The 21,732-nt window shown below is 53.5% G+C and carries 18 protein-coding genes and 1 pseudogene; 13 read left to right on the forward strand and 6 right to left on the reverse strand.

Going from position 1 to position 21,732, the window contains the following annotated elements:
• The 4 genes from dnaA to gyrB all read left to right on the forward strand — a co-directional run bounded on the left by dnaA (position 1) and on the right by gyrB (position 6,223).
• Positions 1-1,395, forward strand: a complete 1,395-nt coding sequence (gene dnaA, locus HC231_RS00005; RefSeq protein WP_208229157.1) for a chromosomal replication initiator protein DnaA — start codon at positions 1-3, stop codon at positions 1,393-1,395.
• A 4-nt stretch (positions 1,396-1,399) separates the two neighbouring features.
• On the forward strand, positions 1,400-2,500 hold the full coding sequence (gene dnaN, locus HC231_RS00010) for a DNA polymerase III subunit beta (RefSeq protein WP_208229158.1): 1,101 nt from the start codon (positions 1,400-1,402) through the stop codon (positions 2,498-2,500).
• A 201-nt stretch (positions 2,501-2,701) separates the two neighbouring features.
• Positions 2,702-3,787, forward strand: a complete 1,086-nt coding sequence (gene recF, locus HC231_RS00015; protein WP_208229159.1) for a DNA replication/repair protein RecF — start codon at positions 2,702-2,704, stop codon at positions 3,785-3,787.
• Between the two features lie 18 nt (positions 3,788-3,805).
• The gene (gyrB, locus tag HC231_RS00020; protein ID WP_208229160.1) at positions 3,806-6,223 is read left to right on the forward strand and encodes a DNA topoisomerase (ATP-hydrolyzing) subunit B; all 2,418 of its coding nucleotides are present in this window, start codon (positions 3,806-3,808) and stop codon (positions 6,221-6,223) included.
• Positions 6,224-6,447: 224 nt separating this feature from the next.
• Here the strand turns inward: gyrB and HC231_RS00025 are convergent, their stop codons facing one another.
• On the reverse strand, positions 6,448-7,644 hold the full coding sequence (locus HC231_RS00025; RefSeq protein ID WP_208229161.1) for an MFS transporter: 1,197 nt from the start codon (positions 7,642-7,644) through the stop codon (positions 6,448-6,450).
• A 241-nt stretch (positions 7,645-7,885) separates the two neighbouring features.
• On the opposite strand from HC231_RS00025, the gene HC231_RS00030 reads away from it, so the two are divergent.
• A complete protein-coding gene (locus HC231_RS00030) occupies positions 7,886-8,251 on the forward strand; it encodes a GFA family protein (RefSeq protein WP_208229162.1) in 366 nt (121 codons plus the stop codon).
• Positions 8,252-8,323: 72 nt separating this feature from the next.
• On the opposite strand, the gene HC231_RS00035 is transcribed toward HC231_RS00030, so the two are convergent.
• Together HC231_RS00035 and HC231_RS00040 are read right to left on the reverse strand one after the other, a co-directional pair.
• Complete coding sequence (locus HC231_RS00035) at positions 8,324-10,309, reverse strand: methyl-accepting chemotaxis protein (protein WP_208229163.1); 1,986 nt, start codon at positions 10,307-10,309, stop codon at positions 8,324-8,326.
• 396 nt (positions 10,310-10,705) lie between these two features.
• Positions 10,706-11,728, reverse strand: a complete 1,023-nt coding sequence (locus HC231_RS00040; RefSeq protein ID WP_208229164.1) for a LacI family DNA-binding transcriptional regulator — start codon at positions 11,726-11,728, stop codon at positions 10,706-10,708.
• A 301-nt stretch (positions 11,729-12,029) separates the two neighbouring features.
• Between HC231_RS00040 and HC231_RS00045 the strand changes: the two genes are divergently transcribed.
• The 5 genes from HC231_RS00045 (at position 12,030) to yidA (ending at position 16,586) form a co-directional block, all read left to right on the forward strand.
• Positions 12,030-12,335: a PTS sugar transporter subunit IIB gene (locus HC231_RS00045; protein ID WP_208231169.1), complete on the forward strand. Its 306-nt coding sequence runs from the start codon at positions 12,030-12,032 to the stop codon at positions 12,333-12,335.
• Positions 12,336-12,350: 15 nt separating this feature from the next.
• Positions 12,351-13,667, forward strand: coding sequence for a PTS sugar transporter subunit IIC (locus HC231_RS00050; RefSeq protein ID WP_208229165.1), 1,317 nt, complete (start codon positions 12,351-12,353; stop codon positions 13,665-13,667).
• On the forward strand, positions 13,657-13,977 hold the full coding sequence (locus HC231_RS00055) for a PTS lactose/cellobiose transporter subunit IIA (RefSeq protein ID WP_208229166.1): 321 nt from the start codon (positions 13,657-13,659) through the stop codon (positions 13,975-13,977). The genes HC231_RS00050 and HC231_RS00055 overlap by 11 nt, the downstream gene beginning before the upstream one ends.
• 81 nt (positions 13,978-14,058) lie before the next feature.
• A complete protein-coding gene (locus HC231_RS00060) occupies positions 14,059-15,504 on the forward strand; it encodes a 6-phospho-beta-glucosidase (RefSeq protein WP_208229167.1) in 1,446 nt (481 codons plus the stop codon).
• A gap of 266 nt (positions 15,505-15,770) precedes the next feature.
• Positions 15,771-16,586: a sugar-phosphatase gene (yidA, locus tag HC231_RS00065; RefSeq protein ID WP_208229168.1), complete on the forward strand. Its 816-nt coding sequence runs from the start codon at positions 15,771-15,773 to the stop codon at positions 16,584-16,586.
• Between the two features lie 50 nt (positions 16,587-16,636).
• Here yidA and HC231_RS24260 read toward each other — a convergent pair whose 3' ends face one another.
• The 3 genes and pseudogenes from HC231_RS24260 to HC231_RS00075 all read right to left on the reverse strand — a co-directional run bounded on the left by HC231_RS24260 (position 16,637) and on the right by HC231_RS00075 (position 18,138).
• Positions 16,637-16,834, reverse strand: a complete 198-nt coding sequence (locus tag HC231_RS24260; RefSeq protein ID WP_425490569.1) for a putative T6SS immunity periplasmic lipoprotein — start codon at positions 16,832-16,834, stop codon at positions 16,637-16,639.
• Positions 16,823-16,959, reverse strand: a pseudogene (locus HC231_RS24265) (type IV secretion protein Rhs); the annotation flags it as partial. The pseudogene HC231_RS24265 and the gene HC231_RS24260, both read right to left, overlap by 12 nt.
• Before the next feature lie 282 nt (positions 16,960-17,241).
• Positions 17,242-18,138 carry a LysR family transcriptional regulator gene (locus tag HC231_RS00075; protein WP_208229169.1) on the reverse strand — a complete coding sequence of 299 codons (897 nt, stop codon included), beginning with the start codon at positions 18,136-18,138 and terminating at the stop codon, positions 17,242-17,244.
• Between the two features lie 141 nt (positions 18,139-18,279).
• On the opposite strand from HC231_RS00075, the gene HC231_RS00080 reads away from it, so the two are divergent.
• The 3 genes from HC231_RS00080 to HC231_RS00090 are packed head-to-tail and all read left to right on the forward strand — an operon-like array spanning position 18,280 to position 21,731.
• Entirely contained in the window at positions 18,280-19,830 is a 1,551-nt protein-coding gene (locus HC231_RS00080; RefSeq protein ID WP_208229170.1) for an ABC transporter substrate-binding protein, read from the forward strand.
• 25 nt (positions 19,831-19,855) lie between these two features.
• The gene (locus HC231_RS00085; protein WP_208229171.1) at positions 19,856-20,740 is read left to right on the forward strand and encodes a dihydrodipicolinate synthase family protein; all 885 of its coding nucleotides are present in this window, start codon (positions 19,856-19,858) and stop codon (positions 20,738-20,740) included.
• 37 nt (positions 20,741-20,777) lie between these two features.
• Entirely contained in the window at positions 20,778-21,731 is a 954-nt protein-coding gene (locus tag HC231_RS00090) for a nucleoside hydrolase (RefSeq protein WP_208229172.1), read from the forward strand.
• Position 21,732: the final 1 nt, after the last annotated feature.

Genomic DNA, 21,732 nt, shown 5'->3' on the forward strand with positions numbered 1-21,732 from the left:
GTGTCACTTTCGCTTTGGCAGCAGTGTCTTGCCCGTTTGCAGGATGAGTTACCTGCCACAGAATTCAGTATGTGGATACGCCCATTGCAGGCAGAACTGAGTGATAACACTCTGGCGCTCTACGCCCCTAATCGTTTCGTACTGGATTGGGTTCGTGATAAATATTTAAATAATATCAATGGGTTGCTAAACGATTTTTGCGGAATGGATGCCCCGTTGCTGCGTTTTGAGGTGGGCAGCAAACCATTGGTTCAGACGATAAGCCAGCCGGTTAACCATCATAGCAATGGCAACGTTGCGTCCGCGGTGCAGGTACGTTCAGCGCCGGTGCGCCCAAGCTGGGATAACTCGCCGGCGCAGGCGGAGCACACTTATCGCTCCAACGTAAATCCGAAACACACCTTTGATAACTTCGTTGAAGGTAAATCGAACCAACTGGCGCGCGCCGCCGCCCGTCAGGTGGCCGACAATCCGGGCGGCGCCTATAATCCCCTGTTCCTGTACGGCGGAACCGGACTGGGGAAAACGCACTTATTACACGCGGTCGGCAACGGCATCATTGCCCGTAAAGCCAATGCGAAAGTGGTTTACATGCATTCTGAGCGTTTTGTTCAGGATATGGTAAAAGCGTTGCAAAATAATGCGATTGAAGAATTCAAGCGCTATTACCGTTCAGTTGATGCATTACTGATTGACGATATTCAGTTTTTTGCCAATAAAGAGCGCTCCCAGGAAGAGTTTTTCCACACTTTCAATGCGCTGTTGGAAGGCAATCAGCAGATCATTCTGACGTCGGATCGCTATCCGAAAGAGATCAACGGCGTGGAAGATCGTTTGAAATCGCGTTTCGGCTGGGGGCTGACGGTCGCCATTGAGCCGCCGGAGCTGGAAACGCGTGTGGCTATCCTGATGAAAAAGGCCGACGAGAATGATATCCGTCTGCCGGGGGAAGTGGCTTTCTTTATCGCCAAGCGCCTGCGTTCCAACGTGCGTGAGCTGGAAGGCGCATTAAACCGGGTGATCGCCAATGCCAATTTTACCGGCCGTTCCATCACCATTGATTTTGTACGTGAGGCGCTGCGCGATCTGCTGGCATTGCAGGAAAAACTGGTTACTATCGATAATATCCAGAAGACGGTGGCGGAATACTATAAAATCAAAGTCGCCGATCTATTATCCAAACGTCGTTCCCGCTCGGTGGCTCGTCCGCGCCAGATGGCGATGGCGCTGGCCAAAGAGTTGACTAACCACAGTTTGCCGGAAATCGGCGATGCGTTTGGTGGGCGGGACCATACCACGGTGTTGCATGCCTGTCGTAAAATCGAACAGCTGCGTGAAGAAAGTCACGACATCAAAGAAGATTTTTCCAATTTAATCAGAACATTATCTTCATAATATTATGAAATTCATTGTCGAACGCGAACATCTGTTAAAACCACTGCAACAGGTCAGTAGCCCGTTGGGCGGCCGACCTACATTACCTATTCTGGGCAACCTGCTATTGCAGGTTACCGAAGGGGCGCTATCACTCACCGGCACCGATCTTGAAATGGAGATGGTCGCCAAGGTTGCGTTAACGCAGCCGCATGAACCTGGAGCCACAACGGTCCCGGCCCGTAAACTGTTCGATATCTGCCGTGGTTTGCCGGATGGCGCGGAAATCACCATCATGCTGGATGGCGATCGTATGCTGGTGCGCTCCGGCCGCAGCCGTTTTTCGCTGTCGACCTTGCCCGCCGCTGATTTTCCCAATCTGGATGACTGGCAGAGCGACGTTGAATTCTCGCTGCCTCAGGCAACGCTGAAGCGTTTGATTGAAGCCACGCAGTTTTCGATGGCGCATCAGGACGTTCGTTATTACCTCAACGGCATGCTGTTTGAAACCGAGGGCGAAGAGCTGCGTACGGTGGCGACCGACGGCCACCGCCTGGCGGTATGCGCTATGCCGGTGGGGCAGACGCTGCCGTCGCATTCGGTGATTGTGCCGCGTAAAGGCGTGATGGAACTGGTGCGTTTGCTGGATGGCGGCGATACGCCGCTGCAGCTGCAAATCGGCAGTAACAATATCCGCGCTCACGTCGGCGATTTCATCTTTACCTCCAAGCTGGTTGACGGCCGTTTCCCGGATTATCGCCGCGTATTGCCGAAGAACCCGGACAAAACGCTGGAAGCCAGCTGTGATTTGCTTAAGCAGGCGTTTTCCCGCGCGGCCATTCTGTCGAATGAAAAATTCCGCGGCGTACGTTTACACCTCATTCAGAACCAGTTGAAAATCACCGCCAATAACCCGGAACAGGAAGAGGCGGAAGAAATTCTGGATGTGCAGTACGACGGCACCGAGATGGAGATCGGCTTCAACGTCAGTTATGTGCTGGACGTTCTGAATGCGCTAAAATGCGAGGATGTCCGCTTACTGCTGACTGACTCGGTTTCCAGCGTGCAGATCGAGGATAGCGTTAGCCGGGCCGCCGCCTATGTCGTTATGCCGATGCGTCTCTAGTCTATGTCGGGCGATTTTTTTTGCCGGTCGGGGATGGGGGCGCGTTCACCCACTCCGCCTATGTCGAGAGCGCTTCGGGCGTCCGTTGGCAACGCTCGTTGGGCCTGCCGTCCGTCCAAAATACGTTGTATTTGGGCGGCGCGCTGTCCGCATTCAGTCAGTCTGCGACAATAACGTCTTTAAATTACAAGAAATAGTCGCATGGCTCTGACTCGTCTTCTGATTAAAGATTTCCGCAATATTGAAGCGGCCGATTTGGCGCTGGCGCCCGGCTTTAATTTTTTGGTCGGCGCGAACGGCAGCGGTAAAACCAGCGTACTGGAAGCGATTTACACGCTGGGGCATGGGCGGGCGTTTCGCAGCGTGCAGGCGGCGCGCGTTATCCGTCACGAACAGCCGGAATTTGTTCTGCATGGCCGTATCGATGGTCTTGAACGCGAACGTTCGATCGGGCTGAGTAAGAACCGTCAGGGCGACGGTAAAGTGCGTATCGACGGCAGCGACGGCCATAAAGTGGCCGAATTGGCGCAGCTATTGCCGATTCAGTTGATCACTCCCGAAGGTTTCACTCTGCTGAACGGCGGGCCGAAATACCGTCGCGCCTTTCTCGACTGGGGCTGTTTTCACAACGAACCTGGTTTTTTCTCCGCCTGGAGCAATATGAAACGCCTGCTGCGCCAGCGTAATGCGGCGCTGCGGCAGGTGAGCCAGTATGGGCAGCTTCGGGCCTGGGATCAGGAGTTGGCGCCGCTGGCCGAACGTATCAGTGAATGGCGGGCGCAATACAGCACGGCGATTGTTGAAGATATTTCAATCACCTGTAGCCAATTTTTACCGGAATTTTCCCTCAGCTTCGCTTTCCAGCGCGGCTGGGATAAAGAAAGTGACTATGCCGAACTACTGGAACGGCAGTTTGAACGCGACCGTATGTTGGGTTATACGGCGCTTGGGCCGCATAAAGCCGATTTCCGCATCCGCGCCAGCGGTGTGGCCGTCGAGGATATGCTGTCTCGTGGTCAGCTAAAGCTGCTTATGTGCGCCTTAAGGCTGGCCCAGGGTGAGTTTCTCACCCGTCAGAACGGACTGCGCTGTCTGTATCTGATAGATGATTTTGCTTCCGAACTGGATAGTACCCGCCGCCGTTTGCTGGCTGAACGGTTAAAAGCCACCCATGCGCAGGTTTTTGTCAGCGCTATCGGCGCTGAGCAGATAGCCGACATGATGGGTGAAAATGGCAAGATGTTCCGCGTAGAACAGGGTAAAATAACGGTTCAATCACAGGACTAAAATGAGCGAGAAACGTTGATGTCGAATTCTTATGACTCCTCAAGTATCAAGGTATTGAAAGGGCTGGATGCGGTACGTAAACGCCCAGGTATGTACATCGGTGATACGGATGATGGTACTGGTCTGCATCACATGGTATTCGAGGTTGTGGACAACGCTATCGACGAGGCACTCGCTGGCTATTGTAAAGACATTGTCATCACTATCCACGCTGATAATTCAGTCTCGGTGCAGGATGATGGTCGTGGTATTCCCACCGGTATTCATGAGGAAGAGGGGATATCCGCGGCGGAAGTGATCATGACGGTGCTGCATGCCGGCGGCAAATTTGATGATAACTCGTATAAAGTTTCCGGCGGTCTGCATGGCGTGGGGGTTTCCGTGGTTAACGCCCTGTCGGAAAAACTGGAGTTGGTCATTCGCCGCGAAGGTAAGGTTCATCAGCAAACCTATCGCCACGGCGTGGCGCAGGCGCCGCTGAAAGTCGTGGGGGATACCGATAAGACCGGCACCACCGTGCGCTTCTGGCCGAGCTTAGAGACTTTTACCAACGTGGTGGAATTCGAATATGAGATTCTGGCCAAACGTCTGCGCGAGCTCTCCTTCCTGAACTCGGGCGTTTCTATCCGCCTGATCGACGAGCGCGTAAAAGATAAAGCAGACCATTTTCACTATGAAGGCGGCATCAAGGCGTTCGTTGATTACCTCAACAGAAACAAGACGCCGATTCACCCGACGGTATTCTATTTCTCTACGGTGAAAGACGATATCGGCGTTGAAGTCGCTTTGCAGTGGAACGATGGTTTCCAGGAAAACATTTACTGCTTTACCAACAACATTCCGCAGCGTGACGGCGGTACTCACCTGGCCGGCTTCCGCGCCGCCATGACCCGTACCCTGAACACCTATATGGATAAAGAAGGCTACAGCAAAAAAGCCAAGATCAGCGCCACCGGCGACGATGCGCGTGAAGGTTTGATCGCCGTAGTTTCGGTGAAAGTTCCCGATCCGAAGTTCTCCTCTCAGACCAAAGATAAGCTGGTGTCCTCGGAAGTGAAAACGGCCGTCGAGTCGCTGATGAACGAGAAACTGGTGGATTATCTGATGGAAAATCCGTCGGACGCCAAAATCGTGGTGGGCAAAATCATTGATGCCGCCCGCGCCCGCGAAGCCGCGCGTAAGGCGCGCGATATGACCCGCCGTAAAGGCGCGCTCGATTTGGCCGGCCTGCCGGGCAAGCTGGCGGACTGTCAGGAACGAGATCCGGCATTGTCCGAACTGTACCTGGTGGAAGGGGACTCGGCGGGCGGTTCCGCCAAGCAGGGGCGTAATCGTAAGAATCAGGCGATTCTGCCGCTGAAGGGTAAGATCCTGAACGTCGAGAAAGCGCGCTTCGATAAAATGCTCTCCTCGCAGGAAGTGGCGACGCTGATCACCGCGCTGGGCTGCGGCATCGGCCGCGACGAGTACAACCCGGATAAACTGCGTTATCACAACATCATCATCATGACCGATGCCGATGTCGATGGTTCTCACATCCGTACGCTGTTGTTGACGTTCTTCTACCGTCAGATGCCGGAAATTGTCGAGCGCGGGCACGTGTATATCGCGCAGCCGCCGCTGTACAAAGTGAAGAAAGGCAAACAGGAACAGTACATCAAAGATGATGACGCGATGGATCAGTACCAGATTATGCTGGCTCTGGATGGGGCGACGCTGCACACCAACGCCGCCGCGCCGGCGATGGCGGGCGAGCCGCTGGAGAAACTGGTTGCCGAGCATTATGCGGTACAGAAAACCATCGGCCGTATGGAGCGCCGTTTCCCGCGGGCATTCCTCAACAGCTTAATCTATCAGCCGACGCTGGCTGAAACGGATTTAAGCGACCGGGAGCATGTTCAGCAGTGGATCGAAATGCTGGTTACGCGCCTGAATGAACAGGAACAGCACGGCAGCGCTTACACCTTCGCTATCAACGATAACCAGGAACGGCAGATTTTTGAACCGATTCTGCGTGTGCGGACCCACGGCGTCGATACCGATTATCCGTTGGATTACGGCTTCGTCACCGGCGGCGAATATCGTAAGATCAATCAATTAGGCGAAAAGTTACGTGGTCTGATTGAAGAAGATGCTTACATTGAACGCGGGGAGCGTCGTCAGCCCGTCGCCAGCTTTGAACAAGCGCTGGACTGGTTGGTGAAAGAGTCCCGCCGTGGTCTGGCTATTCAGCGTTACAAAGGTCTGGGCGAAATGAACCCGGAACAGCTGTGGGAAACGACGATGGACCCGACCAGCCGCCGCATGCTGCGCGTGACGGTCAAGGACGCCATCGCCGCCGATGAGCTGTTTACCACGCTGATGGGCGATGCGGTTGAGCCGCGCCGCGCGTTTATCGAAGAGAATGCGTTGAAAGCCGCGAATATCGATATCTAATCGGGTAAATCGTCCGTTTTACCCCACCCTAACCCTCCCCTCGCAGCGGAGGGAATCAGGCCGGCTCGCTTCTGAGCCGGCTTTTTTATGGCAGCCGTCCTGCGTCACTGCGTGGCGTTGAAAACGCTCCCTGCGTTTTTTATGGTCCGCCTGCATGGCGGCAATTCTACCGATCGTCGCAAGCGGCGTTTAAATCGCTGCCGGTATCGCGGCGTGAAGCCCTGCTATGCCGCTACCGCCCGTTGTCTGGCGCTGCGCAATTCCTGGCGCAGCGTGATCAGCGCGGTGATCAGCATAAAAATAACCGCTGACCAGAAGATGGCCTGCGGATAGTTGTGATCCAGCAACCAGCCGAACAGCACCGGGCCAACGGCGCCGCCGATGTTGAAACCGGTGGAGACGATGCCGAAAACCCGCCCTTCGGCGCCGGCGGGCGAGGCCGCGCGCACCAGCATATCGCGCGAAGGCGCAATCATACCGGATAGAAAGCCGGCGGCGGCCAGCAGAGGAACCAAAATGGCGACCGGCAGCGGATAGATGGCGACCAGCGTGATTAATCCCGCGGTTATTGCCAGCGCCGCCGTCGCCACCAGCCCGTGACGCCGGGTTTTATCCGCCAGCGCGCCGCCCGCCAATACGCCGAAGGCGCTGGAAAACAGGAAGGAGGTCAGCACGATATTCGCCTGCGATAACGGCAGCTCATAGCCGGTGACAAACGCGGTAACCGAAAAGTTCTGAATCGACGCCGTGCTCAGGTTTAACAGCAGGAATAACACTAACAGCGCCATGATGGGCAGCGTAAAAAGCGGGACGCGGCGGCGTTTGCCTGACGGCGCGTTCTCCTGCGAGGCCGTCTGAATCCGGGCCGGCTGGTCCCGGCCGGTTAATAGCAGCGGAACCGTCAGCAGTCCTATTGCTCCCGCCACGACAAATGCGCTGTTGGTGCCGGCGAAGGCGGCTACCGCCAGTAAGATCCCCGGCGCGATAGCGGTGCCGAAGAAGCCGGAGAACGTATGAATTGAAAAAGCCCGCCCCATGCGTTTTTCGTCGATTCCGCGCGACAATAACGCGTAATCCGCGGGATGATAGACCGCGTTCGCCACGCCCGCCAGCGCCATCGCCGCCACCAGCCAGAAGTAGCTGTCTGAAAAACTCAGGGAGAGAAAACACAGGCTGCCGAGCGTCAGGCCGGCGGTCAGGGTGCGCCGCGCGCCGATGCGATCGACGACGAAGCCTATCGGCGTTTGCACGCAGGCGGAGACGATGTTGAACACGCTGAGCGCGAAGCCCAGTTCGACGAAGCTGATATTACGCTGTTCAGAGAGCAATGGGATCAGCGCAGGCAGCACCATCATGTGGAAATGGCTCACCAGGTGAGCGGATGAAATCTGGGCCAGCAGGGGCAGCTTTATTCGTTTCATTTTTTGTCGTCAGCAGGCGATAGTGGATTTATGCGTGAAAGACGATGCGGCACGCCGGCGTCGTTTCCTGAGGCAGTAAAGGCATAACATTACCATATTGCTCATATTATTAGCGTCCAATCTTTTATCGGCGGTGGAGATATTCTCTTCAGGCGACGCCGATCACCCGCGAGATGCCTTTTGGCTTAGCGAGATACCTGCTAGGGTGGAGATATTCATCGATGGATAATGGAGGCGCGACATGGCGGGCAAAGACTATCTGGGCGGCTGTCTGTGTGGACATATCCGCTTTAAGGCCGTAGGTAAGCCGGGCAATCCTCATGCCTGCTCTTGCACCTACTGTCAGCAGCATTCGGGGGCGCCTACGCTGTATTGGGTCGAGTTCCCGCAGGCATCCGTTGCGTGGATTGGCGAAGGCGGAGAACCCGCGCGTTATCGCTCGTCCGATTATTCCAGCCGTTCTTTCTGTCCGCGCTGCGGCAGTACGCTGGGCGCTATTGACGACGAGCCGACCGTTGCGTTGGTGATTGGCAGCTTCGATGAAAAAAATGCACCGGAACTGCGTCCGGTTTCCCACTCGTTTGCAGATAAATGCCCACGTTGGTGATGATGCCGCAGGATTTTTCCCGAGCGCTGGAGACAACAAACCGGCGATGCCGGTCTGTTGTCTTATCGGCGATTAGGAAAGTCTGAACACCTGCACCACCTGGGAGAGCCGTTTGGCCTGATCTTCCAGCGAAGCCGCGGCGGCGGACGCTTCCTGTACCAACGCGGCGTTCTGTTGCGTGACGCCATCCATTTCGTGCACCGCCTGCGTAACCTGACTGATGCCGCGCGATTGTTCGTCCGACGCCGAGACGATTTCATCCATAATATCTTTTACCGACGTCACCGCCGTCAGCATATCCTGCATGGTGGCGCCCGCGCTTTGCACCAGCTTGACGCCGTTGTCGACGCGGCCGGCTGATTCGGCGATCAGCGCGGTGATCTCTTTCACCGCATTGCCGCTGCGCTGGGCGAGATTGCGCACTTCATTGGCCACCACCGCAAAACCTCGCCCTTGTTCGCCCGCTCTGGCGGCTTCCACCGCCGCGTTCAGCGCCAGAATATTGGTCTGGAAGGCGATGCTGTTAATAATGCTGGTAATCTCGGCGATCTTCTTAGAACTATCATCAATTTCCCCCATAATACCGACGACCTGACCAACAATCGCATCGCCTTGTTTGGCGATTTGCGCGGCGTTCTGCGCCAGGCGCGTGGCGTTATGGGCATTGTCCGCGTTCTGTTTCACGGTCGCGGTGATTTGTTCCATGCTGGCCGCGGTTTCTTCCAGCGCGGAGGCCTGCTGTTCGGTTCGGGAAGCCAGGTCCGTATTGCCTGCGGAAATTTCGCTGGCGCCGTGGCTGACTGATTCGCTGGTGGTGAGCAACTGCTCCGCGATATCCCTCAACTGCGTCTGCATGGTGCGCATCGCGTAAAAGATACTGCGCTTATCTTTGGCCTGCAGCGGAATGTCTTTGGTTAAATCGCCCTGCGCGACTGCCAGCGCGATATCGGCCGCCTCCGCAGGCTCCCCGCCAACGGTACGCAGTACCTTTCGGGTGAAAATGACGCCCACCACGCCGGAAACCACGATGATGCTCAGTATGGTCAGCAGTATGGCGATGTTGCGCTGTTTCATGCTTTCCGCCATCACGGCGTTGACGGGGATCGCCAGACCCAGCACCCAGGGCGTGCCGGTATTGCCGATGGCGATAGGGGCGTTAATGCTGAATACTTCGGTATTCAGGGTGTCGCTAAAGCGCTCCTGTATACTGATTTTGCCATTCGCAACGCTTTCCAGCAGCGCCTGACTATTCTCGGATCTCTGGCCGATGCGTTTCTGATCCGGATGCGCGATAAAGACGCCGGTATGAGAAAACATCTGCGCGTAAGCGCCTGGATAAGGACTGATGCTATTAACGAACTGTTGCAGGCTGGCTAGCGAGAAATCAGCGGTGACGGATCCATAAAACTTGCCGTTGACCATGATGGGAACGGCGAGCGAGGTAAGTAACGTATCCACGCCGTTATAGCTATAGCTGTAGGGATCCAGAATGACCTCTTTTTGCAGTTGACGCGGCAGAAGATAGTAGTCGCCGCTGCCGGGCGTTTCATAATCGGTCAGGTGGTGCAGCGCAATGTTGCCGGCGGGATCGCGATCGACGTAGCGGACAAAACGCCCGTTGGGATCTTGATCGGGCAGTTCGGCATATTGTTGATCTTTCCCGTCGAAAGCGTTGGGTTCCCAGGCCAGCGACATGGAAAGCAGGTCGGGATGATTTTTCAGCGTGTTTTTCAACATCGCTTCCGCGGTAAGGCGATCGGGATTACCCACTTCCTGTAATGTTTGTACGCTCTGAACCAGATCGCGCGCGGCAGATAATGCATTATTGAATTTATTCTGCACCAAAGAGACATTTGAATACGTCATTTGGGCCAGAAATTTCTGGGCGATATACTTTTGCTGCTGGCTGGATTGCCAGAGCAGTAAACCGACGGTAATAATAAATCCTAATGCGATTGCTGTGATGGTGCTAATTAATACCAGAGCCCGGGTGGAAAGTTTCTTTTTTTTAGAAGAAATTGACTGGGGTGAAGAATAGGAAACCAATTCATTTGACATTGGATCGTCCTCTTTTAATAACCAAAGTGTCTATGTAAGCGCAGCCGGCTATACTTATTTCACTGTCGGATTGCATGAAATATACCCAATAGATTTCGAGGCTTAGAAGACGGCGAATAATAATGCAGCCGACGCCCCTGCCGCTGGAAAGATGAAGGGTATTAATGTGATAAGGATCACTTTGAGTTTATCGACTCAATTATTGTTTCTTTAGTGATTTTCAGTGATCTATTTATTTCGTTACTGCTACAGTTGGTTTTACGCGCCGCGCGTAAGACGTTTTATCGAAATAAAAAAGAGAAGAATAATTAATATATTTCGCGGTTCGGATAATATCGTCGTACTTTAAAACATATTCGAAATGTCATTTTAAAAAAGAATGAGACGGGCCGAAATTCAATCGGAGAACGCGGCCGGGCCTTTTCCTACCGATTCACGGATAATCAATTGGCCTTTAAATTCGGGTAACGACGCGACGGTTTCCCCCTCCAATTTACACAACAGCCTTTCAAGAGCGCATTTTATCATTTCGGCGACCGGAACGTGCACGGTGGTCAAGGCCGGATGAAACCAGGAGGCCATAGGCAGGTCGTCGAAGCCCAGTAAAGAAACATCCTGCGGTATGGATATGCCCCGTTCGCGAAACGCCTTCGCCGCGCCAATAGCCATGTCATCGTTGCTGGCGACCAACGCGCTGAAGGCAACGCCGCGCCGGAGCAGTATCTTCACGGCGTTATAACCGCTTTCGGACGTCCAGTTTCCAGGCGCCGCCAGCGCGGGGTTGAATTCGATCCCCTGGGCCGCCAGAGCCTGACGATAACCCGCGAGACGGCTTTCTCCGGTCGGCGATTCCGCAGAGCCGCTGATAAAGGCGATATTCCGGTGCCCTTGCTCAATCAGGTAATTTACCGCGCTAAAACAGTGTTGTTGATGGTTGGCGCAGACGCTGTTTTCCTCATGATGTTTCAGCTTGCGGTTTACCACCATGATGGGCTGTTCATAACGATCGATAATGGTTTCCAGCGCGGCGATGGAGAGGAAGCGAGGGTAGATGACGATCGCGTCGCAGCGTAAATCCAGCAGGAACCGAATCGCCTGTTCCTCCTCCTCCGCGCCGTGTTTGCCATCGGCCATGATCAACTGCCGCCCGTATTTCTCCGTCAAGGTGGCGGTTTGAAACAGCAGCTCGCTAAAGTAGGGGCCGTTATACAAGGTGTTGGTGACCACCAGACCAATGCTTTGGGATTTGCTGGTGGCAAGGTTGCGCGCCAGCAGGTTCGGCCGGTAGCCCGTTTCCTCTATCGCTTTGAACACCCGGTCTTTAGTGGTTTTGCTGACATAGCTGTTTCCCGTTAGTACGCGTGAGACCGTGGCTTTCGATACGCCCGCTTTTTTCGCCACATCGAGCATGGTTATCATTCTGTTTTCTCAACTTTCCCGTTATTACCCGACATCATTCACGTTGCTGGCGCGCTGGTTTCCGTTACCCGGTCTTATCCGGCGCGCTGCGAATTCGCCGCCGCCGTATGGCGCGCTATTCTGATTATTATAAGGAAATTAGACCATTTTTATCAGCTTTAAACCAGATGCCGCTAATTTTTATTCATGGGAAATTCTATTTATGATCGCGTTCAAAAAATGAGAAAAACAATATGAAACCGGTTGCATATTATTTTTTATGTTGCTTGAATAATAAAAAATACGGACGGTGAGGTGCATGATGAATAAAATTCTACTCTGTTGCGCAGCGGGTATGTCCACCAGCATGCTGGTCCAACGCATGGAAAAAGTGGCGAAGGAGAAAGGCATCGATGTTGAAATAAAAGCCGTTGGTTTTGAAGAGTTTAATGAGGTTGTTTCGCAATATGACTGCTGTCTGCTCGGGCCGCAGATTAAGTATAAGCTGGCGGAGTTTAAAGAAATAGCTGATGAAAAAAACAAGCCTATCGCCGTTATAAATACCATTGATTATGGAATGATGAATGGCGAGAAGGTTCTTAAGGACGCGTTGGCGATGATCCACTAATTATGGGAAATAATAATGGGTACGTTCAGTGAGTCATTATTTAGCGTGATTGAAAACCGCATCAGCCCGGTTGCGGCAAAACTTTCCAATCAGCGTCACGTTGTAGCAATTAAAGATGGTTTTATTGCCACCATGCCATTTTTGATTGTCGGCTCCTTTATGTTGCTATTTGCTCATCCCCCTTTCAGCGCGGACAGCCAGTGGGCGTTCGCCCAGTGGTGGCTAGGGATAGTCGAGCGTCATACCGAGCAGATCATGATGCCCTACAATATGACCATGGGCATCATGGCGCTGTATATCTGTAGCGCGATTGCCTATAACCTGGCACAAAGCTACAAAATGAACGGCTTTATGGCGGCCTGCCTGGCGCTGATGTCGTTCCTGGTGACGGCGGCGCCGCAAAGCGACGGCAGCTTGCCGGTGGGATCGCTGGGGGGCGAGGGGATCTTTACCGCCATTCTGGTTGCGCTCTATGCCACGGAACTGATGCATTTCCTGCAGAAGCATAACATCGGTATCCGGCTGCCGGAGCAGGTGCCGCCGAAGATCCGCCAGTCTTTTGATCTGTTGATTCCGATCCTGGCCATTTTCCTGACGCTGTTTCCGCTCAGCCTGTTTATTCAAAGCCAGTTCGGCATGCTGTTGCCGCAGGCGATTATGGCGATCTTCGCGCCGATTATCTCCGCTTCGGATTCGCTGCCCGCCATTTTGATCGCCGTGCTGTTATGCCATTTGCTGTGGTTTGCCGGGATCCACGGCGCGGTGATCGTCGGGGGGATCTTGCAGGCTTTCTGGCTGACCAATCTGGGTCTTAACCAGCAGGCGCTAAATGCGGGCGCGCCTATCACTCAAATCTTTATCGAACCATTCTGGCAGTTCTTTATCGTGGTGGGGGGCTCCGGTTCGACCATGGGCCTGGTGTTCCTTTATCTGCGCAGCCGTTCGGCTCATCTGCGCTCCATTGGCAAACTGGCCGTCGTTCCCAGTATGTTCAATATCAACGAACCGGTGATTTTTGGCTCTCCGGTGGTCATGAACCCGCTGTTGTTTATTCCGTTCATTACCGCGCCATTGGTCAACGCCGTTATCGCTTACGTCGCCACCAGAACCTCGCTGGTCAACCATGTGGTGTCGCTCGCTCCCTGGACAACGCCGGCGCCGATCGGCGCGGCCTGGTCCACCGGTTGGGATTGGCGGGCCATTGTGCTGGTCGGCGTACTGATTGTGGTGTCGGCGGTGATTTACTATCCGTTCTTCAAGATGTACGAACGCCAGCTTTTAGCGCAGGAAAAAGAGACGATGCAAACCGAGGGGGTTACTGATGGAGCTTGATGAAAACACGGTAATGGCGCTGATTATTCATGCCGGAGAAGCCCGTTCCAGCGCAATGGAAGCCCTGAGAGCCGCAAGAAAATATGACTGGGACCAGGCGGATGCGCTGCTGGCCGACGCCTCTGCCGCCGCGCGTAAGGCGCATCAGATTCAGACCGAACTGATCGGCGCGGATGAAGGGAGCGGAAAAATTCCGGTCAACCTGATTCTGGTCCATGCGCAGGATCATCTGATGAATGCGATGCTGTGCCGCGAACTGGTTGAGGAACTTATTTATCTGCATAAGCGGATTGCCGCGCTTGCGCCTTAAGCCGCTCGCGTATCGCGTTAACGCCAACCGTTTTTACCGGCGAATGCCGGTTTCTTTATCAAAAGCTAAAAAGGGTACGAGATGTCAGTTCAGCAATTACCGAAAGATTTTCTGTGGGGCGGCGCGGTAGCGGCGCATCAGGTTGAAGGTGGTTGGGATCAAGGGGGAAAAGGCGTCAGCATTTGTGACGTGCTTTCCGGCGGCGCGCACGGCGTGGATCGCGTGATAACCGATGGCGTACAGCCGGGCGTCAGCTATCCCAATCATCAGGCGGTGGAGTTTTATTCCCGCTACAAACAGGATATCGCGCTGTTCGCCGAGATGGGGTTTAAATGTTTCCGTACTTCCATCGCCTGGACGCGCATCTTCCCCAATGGCGATGAGCAGGAGCCGAATGAAGCGGGCCTGCAATTTTATGACGACCTGTTCGACGAGCTGCTGAAATACAATATTGAGCCGGTGATTACGCTTTCCCACTTTGAGATGCCCTACCATCTGGTCAAGCAATATGGCGGATGGCTTAACCGCCGGGTGATTGATTTTTTTGTGCGTTACAGCGAAGTGGTAATGAAACGCTATAAGTCCAAGGTGAAATACTGGATGACGTTCAACGAGATCAATAACCAGCGTAACTGGCGGTATCCGCTGTTTGGCTATTGCTGTTCCGGGGTGATTTTCACCAAACACCCGAACCCCGAACAGGCGATGTATCAGACGCTGCACCATCAGTTCGTGGCCAGCGCCAAAGTCGTGAAGCTGGGGCATGCGATCAACCCTGAGTTTAAAATCGGCTGCATGCTGGCGTTGGTGCCGCTTTATCCCTGGTCCTGCAATCCTGATGATGTGATGTTCGCCCAGGAAGCGATGCGCGAACGTCACCTGTTCGGCGATGTGCAGCTGCGCGGCTATTACCCGTCCTATATCCTGAAAGAGTGGGAAAGCAAGGGCTACCAGATTGACAGGCTGCCGGGCGACGAGCACATCCTGAGGGAAGGCTGCGCGGATTATCTCGGCTTCAGCTATTACATGAGCAACGCCGTACAATACGCCGCCAAAGACCAGCCGGGAGGCGATGCTATCGCGGGCTTTAACGGCAGCGTGAAAAACCCGTACATCGGCGCGTCCGAGTGGGGGTGGCAGATTGATCCGGTGGGGCTGCGTTATACGCTGAACAGCTTCTATGAGCGTTATCAAAAGCCGATGTTTATCGTTGAAAACGGTTTCGGCGCGGTCGATACCGTGGAAAGCGACGGACAGATCCATGACGATTACCGTATCGATTATCTGCGTGCGCACATTGAGCAGATGAAAAAAGCCGTATTGGAAGATGGTGTTGAATTAATGGGTTACACCCCCTGGGGCTGCATCGACTGCGTTTCCTTTACCACCGGGCAGTACAGCAAACGCTATGGCTTTATCTATGTCGATAAACATGATGACGGCACCGGCACGCTGCAACGTTCGAAGAAGAAGAGCTTTAACTGGTATCAGCGGGTTATCGCCAGTCAAGGCGCTGATTTGGCGTGAGACGGCTTACTTATCAGCCCGGTGTCGGTTTCCCTGAATGACGCGGCCCTGCCCTTGGGGGCCGCATCCCCGCCGACTGAAATCTCTTGCGTATAAATATGGCCGGATTTTCGGTTTGTTCGCATATGAGCGCGCTCAATAGACGTCAAAATTAGGAAATATCGCTTTCTTATCATTGATGACGAATATTAGCGTGCTTTATTTTGCTGGCTCTTCGTCGCTGAATCGCGTTAGCATAAAAACAGTCATATGCCGCTGGAAAAACTATGTCTATTAAACTGATCGCTATTGATATGGATGGGACGCTGTTGACGCCCCAGAACCAGATTTCGCCTGCCGTGAAAGCCGCTATTGCCGCCGCCAGAGAAAAAGGCGTGCAGGTGGTATTGGCTACCGGCCGCCCGTTTATCGGCGTGGCGCGTTACCTGGCGGAGTTGGATTTACGGCAGGAAGGTTGCTATTGCATCACCAACAACGGCGCGCTGGTGCAACGCGCCAGCGATGGCGAGTGCGTGGCGCAAACCACGCTCAGCTTTGACGATTATCTCTACTTCGAAGCGCTGGCGCGCAAGCTCAATGTGCATTTCCACGCATTGGACTTCAACTTTGTCTACACCGCGAATAAAGATATCAGCGCCTATACCGTTCATGAGTCGAATCTGACCGGCATGCCGTTGAAGTATCGTGCGGTGGAAGAGATGGATCGCAGCCTGACGTTCCCGAAACTGATGATGATTGATGAGCCGCCGGTGCTGGATCGGGCCATCAGCCAGATCCCGCGGGAAGCGCATGAGCATTACACCCTGATGAAGAGCGCCGAGTATTATCTGGAAATTCTGAATAAGCGGGTCAATAAGGGCGAAGGCGTGAAGATGCTGGCCGAACACCTGAAGATTCCCCGTGAAAGCGTAATGGCGATGGGCGATCAGGAAAACGATCTGGCGATGATTAATTACGCCGGGATTGGCGTAGCGATGGGCAATGCCATCGATGAGGTGAAGAAAGCCAGCCAGTTCGTCACCAAAACCAATGCGGAAGACGGCGTGGCTTACGCCATTGAGAAATTTGTTCTCAATGCCTGATGGCGGTTGTTTATAGTAGCCATCAATGATGGCTACTTTTATATATGCCATTAACGATCTTTCTGGATGACATCTACATGTAAGTGGTTATTAATCTTTTTCAACGAGAATTCAGTGATAAATTCACGACTAAAGGGGAAATCTCCAGCCGCAGATTTTTTCTTTGACGTCAGCTTCGCGGAGAAGTGATATTGCTGGCCTTCCGTAAAAACATATCCCTGCGCGGGGACGCACTGATTGGGCGACATGCCAACGTGTTTACCTTGCAAACCAAATGGCAGATAGCTGTCACAATGGATCCATACTTGGCTGTATTGTATACAATAGCGTTTCCAACTATCTGACGGGCCATTGATATCTCGCCTAACGTCATCAAACGTAGTGCGCCTTCTTCTATCTGTTGGTTTTTCTGTTCTTGCGTTAGCATGCGTCAAAATCCTTTTAACCATACCGGGAAATATCACTGGCGAGATTAACTCAATTCAAAAACTTTTTGTAAAGAGAAGGTTAATAATAATTATCATGCTTCAACGCGTGATAATTATTTTAAATTATTCACCTGCTATTTATTAGCGCGAAAACTAATTCCTAAGAAACGCTTTAATGAAAAGCGTAAAAACAAATAACACGCAAAAAAACCGATGGAACGAGTCGATTATTCTAATGACAGGCAGTCGGTTATTTTTTCTTTTATCATCCGGGTGACGTGATTAACTAGCTGGCTTCTGGGAATTTGCGGCGGGTAAACCGCGCAGTACGCCATTTTTATATTGGGAGTAAAAGGCTTAACGATAACCGGGGACGGACTATTTAACGCCGTGATGAAATCCACGACGCCGATACCCACATTTTTTGCCGCCAGCGCGCAGCTGTTAGCCATCGAGGTTTCAATCGGATTGTGCAAATATCCCAGCTCTTTTCTGAGCGATATATCGATTTGCGCCCGTAACGGCGTGGTTCTGCCTGGTAGAATGGCGCGGTAATGGGTTAGGTCGTCAATGGTGATCTGATCCGCTTTCGCCAAAGGATGCGTCATCGACAATACGGCAACAGCGCTAGCGTCGGCCAGCGGTTCGGCTTCCAGACCTTTGTTGCCTACCTGACCAAAAATAAAGCCGACGTCGTACTGGTTCGCCGTGATGGCCTCGGTGATATGGCTGGTGCTTTCGATGTCTAAAAACAATGAGATATCAGGATATTCGGTGATTAAGGCGGGAAGCATTTGCTCCGAACAGAGCAGCGACAGCGCCTGAACCGAGGCAATGCGCAGTACGCTGCCTTTGGCATGACGAATTTCATCGGCAATCAGGGCGATGTGATCCAGCCCCAGATAGAGGCGATCCACCTCCCGGTAAAGCTTCATCGCTTCGGCGCGGGGAATAAGGCCGCGCCCGTCCCGATCGAACAATTTCAGGTTCAGGGCGTATTCAAAATCCCGGATAAGTCGGCTTACCGCTGGTTGGGTAATGTGCATCATGTTGGCCGCCGCCGTGATCCCGCCGGTAAGGATGACTTTGTGAAAAGCTTCAACCTGGCGGGGATTGATTCGCATACTGTTCACTCCGAAACATAATATTTAGTTATCAATTTAACACAAAATGTAATTTTTATTTATCTAATCTAGCGCATAGACTCCAGCAATATAATATTTTATGCACTACATAAATCTGCCATGGAATAGAGGGATTGATGAATGAAACAATCAACGATGGCATTATTTTTCACTTTTTTATTTTCATCTTCGCCTTTGGTTTTTAGTGCTGATCTGAATATTGGTTTGGCTACATCCACAACGTCAATGGATCCTCAGTTTTATGTGGGGGGACAAAATAGCGCAATGGCGCGTAATATTTTTGACAGTTTGGTTTCTCAGGATGAAAAGCAACAAATTTCTCCTGCCTTGGCCGTATCGTGGAAAGTTATTGACGATAAAACCTGGGAATTCTCATTACGGCCAGGCGTAAAGTTTCATGACGGCGGTGATTTTACCGCCAAAGATGTGATTGCCAGCATCAAACGCGTCGCGCTGGCATCAAAAAACAGCCCGAGTTCTTATGCGCCTTACGTCAACGATATTGCTGATATTAAAGAGATCGATCCGTTAACGCTGCGCATCACCACCAAAGAACCGTCGCCTTTGCTGTTGAATAATTTAAGCCGAGTTTCAATTTTACCGGCCCGTCTCGAAACGGTGCCGACGGAAACGCTGAATGCCGGGAAAGACGTAATTGGAACCGGGCCTTTCAAGTTTGTTTCCTGGGTGCCCGACGATCGGGTCGTTCTTGAACGTAATGATAACTACTGGGGGGGAAAAGCCGAGTGGGACAAGGTTACCGTTCGTGTATTTAAAAACAGCAGCGCCCGTGTAGCCGCCATTTTATCCGGTGATGTGGACATGATCGAAAGCGTTCCAACAGCCGACAGCCGTAATATTTTAAAAAATAATCAGTTACACACGATTTCAACACCAGGGAATCGTATTATTTATCTGCATATGGACCAGCAGCGCGACGTATCTCCGTTCGCTAAAGGTCCTGATGGCAAAAATCCATTACTAAAAAAAGAAGTCCGCCAGGCGATGTCTTTAGCGCTTAATCGTCAGGCAATCGTCGATCGTATTATGGACGGGCAGGCCGTACCGGCCTCCCAGCTTGTGCCTAAAGGGTATTTCGGCTATTCCGCCTCCATTCCCGCGCCGGTTTACAACCCGGAGAAAGCCAAACAGGAACTGGCGGCGGCGGGATACCCCGACGGCTTTACGTTGACGTTTCATGCTTCAAACGATCGATATCCCAATGACGCGAAAATCGCGCAGGCTATCGGTCAGATGTTTACCCGCGTCGGGATAAAAACCGACGTTGTAACGATGCCGGGCAGCGTCTATTTCTCGCGTGCGGCCCGTCTCGAATTCAGTTTGATCATGGGCGGCGCGGCCATCGAAACCGGAGAAGCGTCCGGCGTTCTGGGGCCGTTGCTGGAGACCTTCGGTCCCAATGGCGGGCAGGGCAACCGTGGCCGCTATTCCAATCCCGCTTTTGATAAAGCGTTGAACGACGCACGTTCAACCATGGATAGCGCGCGGCGGGAAGCGTTACTGGCCGAAGCGATGAACATCGGTATGAACGATCAGGGCGTGATTCCGGTGATGTTCCTGTCCAACACCTGGGCGATGAAGAAGCAGTACACCTATGTGGGGCGCTCGGATGCCTACACGCTGCCTTACTTCGTCCGTTCGGCGCAGTAGCCCCGCATCACGATAGGAGAACGGTATGAGCGTATTCAGCGGCGTGTTTCCCTACCTGGTTTCGCCCGTTAAACCGGATGGCCAGGTTGATCGCGCGGTATTGGCTCAGCTAACCGAACACCTTATCAATTGCGGCGTACATGGGTTGGTGCCTCTCGGCAGTACGGGGGAATTCGCTTATCTCTCCGCCGCCCAGCGGGAAGATGTGGTCAGAACGGTTATCGACGCCGCCCGCGGCCGCGTGCCCGTTATCGCCGGCGTGGCCTCCACGACGATTCGCGATGCGGTAGAACAGACGCGGCGCTATATCGAACTGGGCGCTGACGGTATCCTTGCCGTGCTGGAAGCCTATTTCCCGCTTAAGGACGACGGCGTCGAGCGCTATTTCCGCGCGATTGCCGAGGCCGCCGGGCAAAAGCCGGTGGTGTTGTATACCAACCCGCAATTCCAGCGTTCCGATCTCAGCCTGCCGGTTATTGAACGGCTGAGCTATGTCGATAACATCCGCTATATCAAAGATGCTTCCACCAATACCGGGCGTTTACTGTCCATTATTGAACGAACCCGCGGGCGAATGGAGGTGTTCTCCGCCTCTGCCCATATTCCCGCCTGCGTGATGCTGATCGGCGGCGTCGGCTGGATGGCCGGCCCGGCCTGTATTGTCCCCAAACAGAGTATTGCCCTGTACGAAGCCGCCCGCTCGGGCGACTGGGTAACGGCAATGGCTCTTCAGCGCCCGCTGTGGCGCATCAATGAAATTTTCGCCCGTTATTCCATTGCCGGCTGTATTAAAGCGGCGCTGCAATTGCAGGGATTCGACGTGGGAGATCCGCTGCCGCCGCAGCCGTCGCTGGATGAACGGGCGCGCCAAGAGATCGCCGAGGTTCTGACGTCCGTCGGCGCTTTATAATATGTAACAACATCTTGAAGAAGGGAACGGTCGCCGGATGAGTGCTGTACCGATTATTATTGATTGCGATCCGGGGATTGATGACGCCATCGCGCTGTTGAGCGCATTTGTCTCGCCTGAGCTGGATATTCTCGGCATTTGTGCGGTTTGCGGCAATCAACCGCTGGAGCGCACGGTTCATAACGCTTTGCAAATCACCGAACTGGGGAGACGTACGGATATTCCCGTCTATGCCGGGTGTCATCGTCCCCTTTTCCGCGATGCGATTCATGGCCAGTTTCATGGGAAAAGCGGATTGGGGAACACGGTCTTACCCGAACCACGGAAACGGGCCGAATCCCAGCATGCGGTGAGCTTTATCATTGAGCAATGCGAACAGGCCGCGGCGGCCGGTAAACCCATCACGCTGTGTACGCTGGGGCCGCTAACCAATCTGGCGACCGCGTTGATTATGAAACCCGCCATCGCCGGCGGCATTGAACGCGTCGTTATGATGGGGGGCGCTTACCGGGAGGCCGGAAACCGCAGTCTGACGTCGGAATTCAATATGCTGGCCGACCCTCATGCGGCGCATGTGGTGTTCTCTTCCTCCATCGCCATTGTCGCGCTGCCGTTGGATGCCACGCACCAGGTGATCCTGACGCCGGAACAGGTTGCGCGCTTTATTGCGCTTTCCGGCCGGATTTCCGCGCCGCTGGGGGAAATGATGGCGTTCTGGGATCGTAACGATATCCGCCGTTACGGTTCGCGCGGCGGGCCGCTGCACGATCCGCTGGTCATCGCCTGGCTACTGGCGCCGCACTGTTTTAACAGCGAAAAAGCGCGGGTCTACATTGAACATGAAAGCGAGCTTTGCATGGGGCAGACCGTGGCTGACTGGTATGGTAAGACCGGTGGGCGGCCTAATGTGGATGTGGTGACGAAAGTTGATGCTGAACGGGTTTTTGCGCTGTTTGCCGAACGCCTGAACCGCTATGAAGTGAAAGCCTGAT

This window comes from Brenneria izadpanahii (assembly GCF_017569925.1).
Taxonomy (GTDB): Bacteria; Pseudomonadota; Gammaproteobacteria; order Enterobacterales; family Enterobacteriaceae; genus Brenneria; species Brenneria izadpanahii.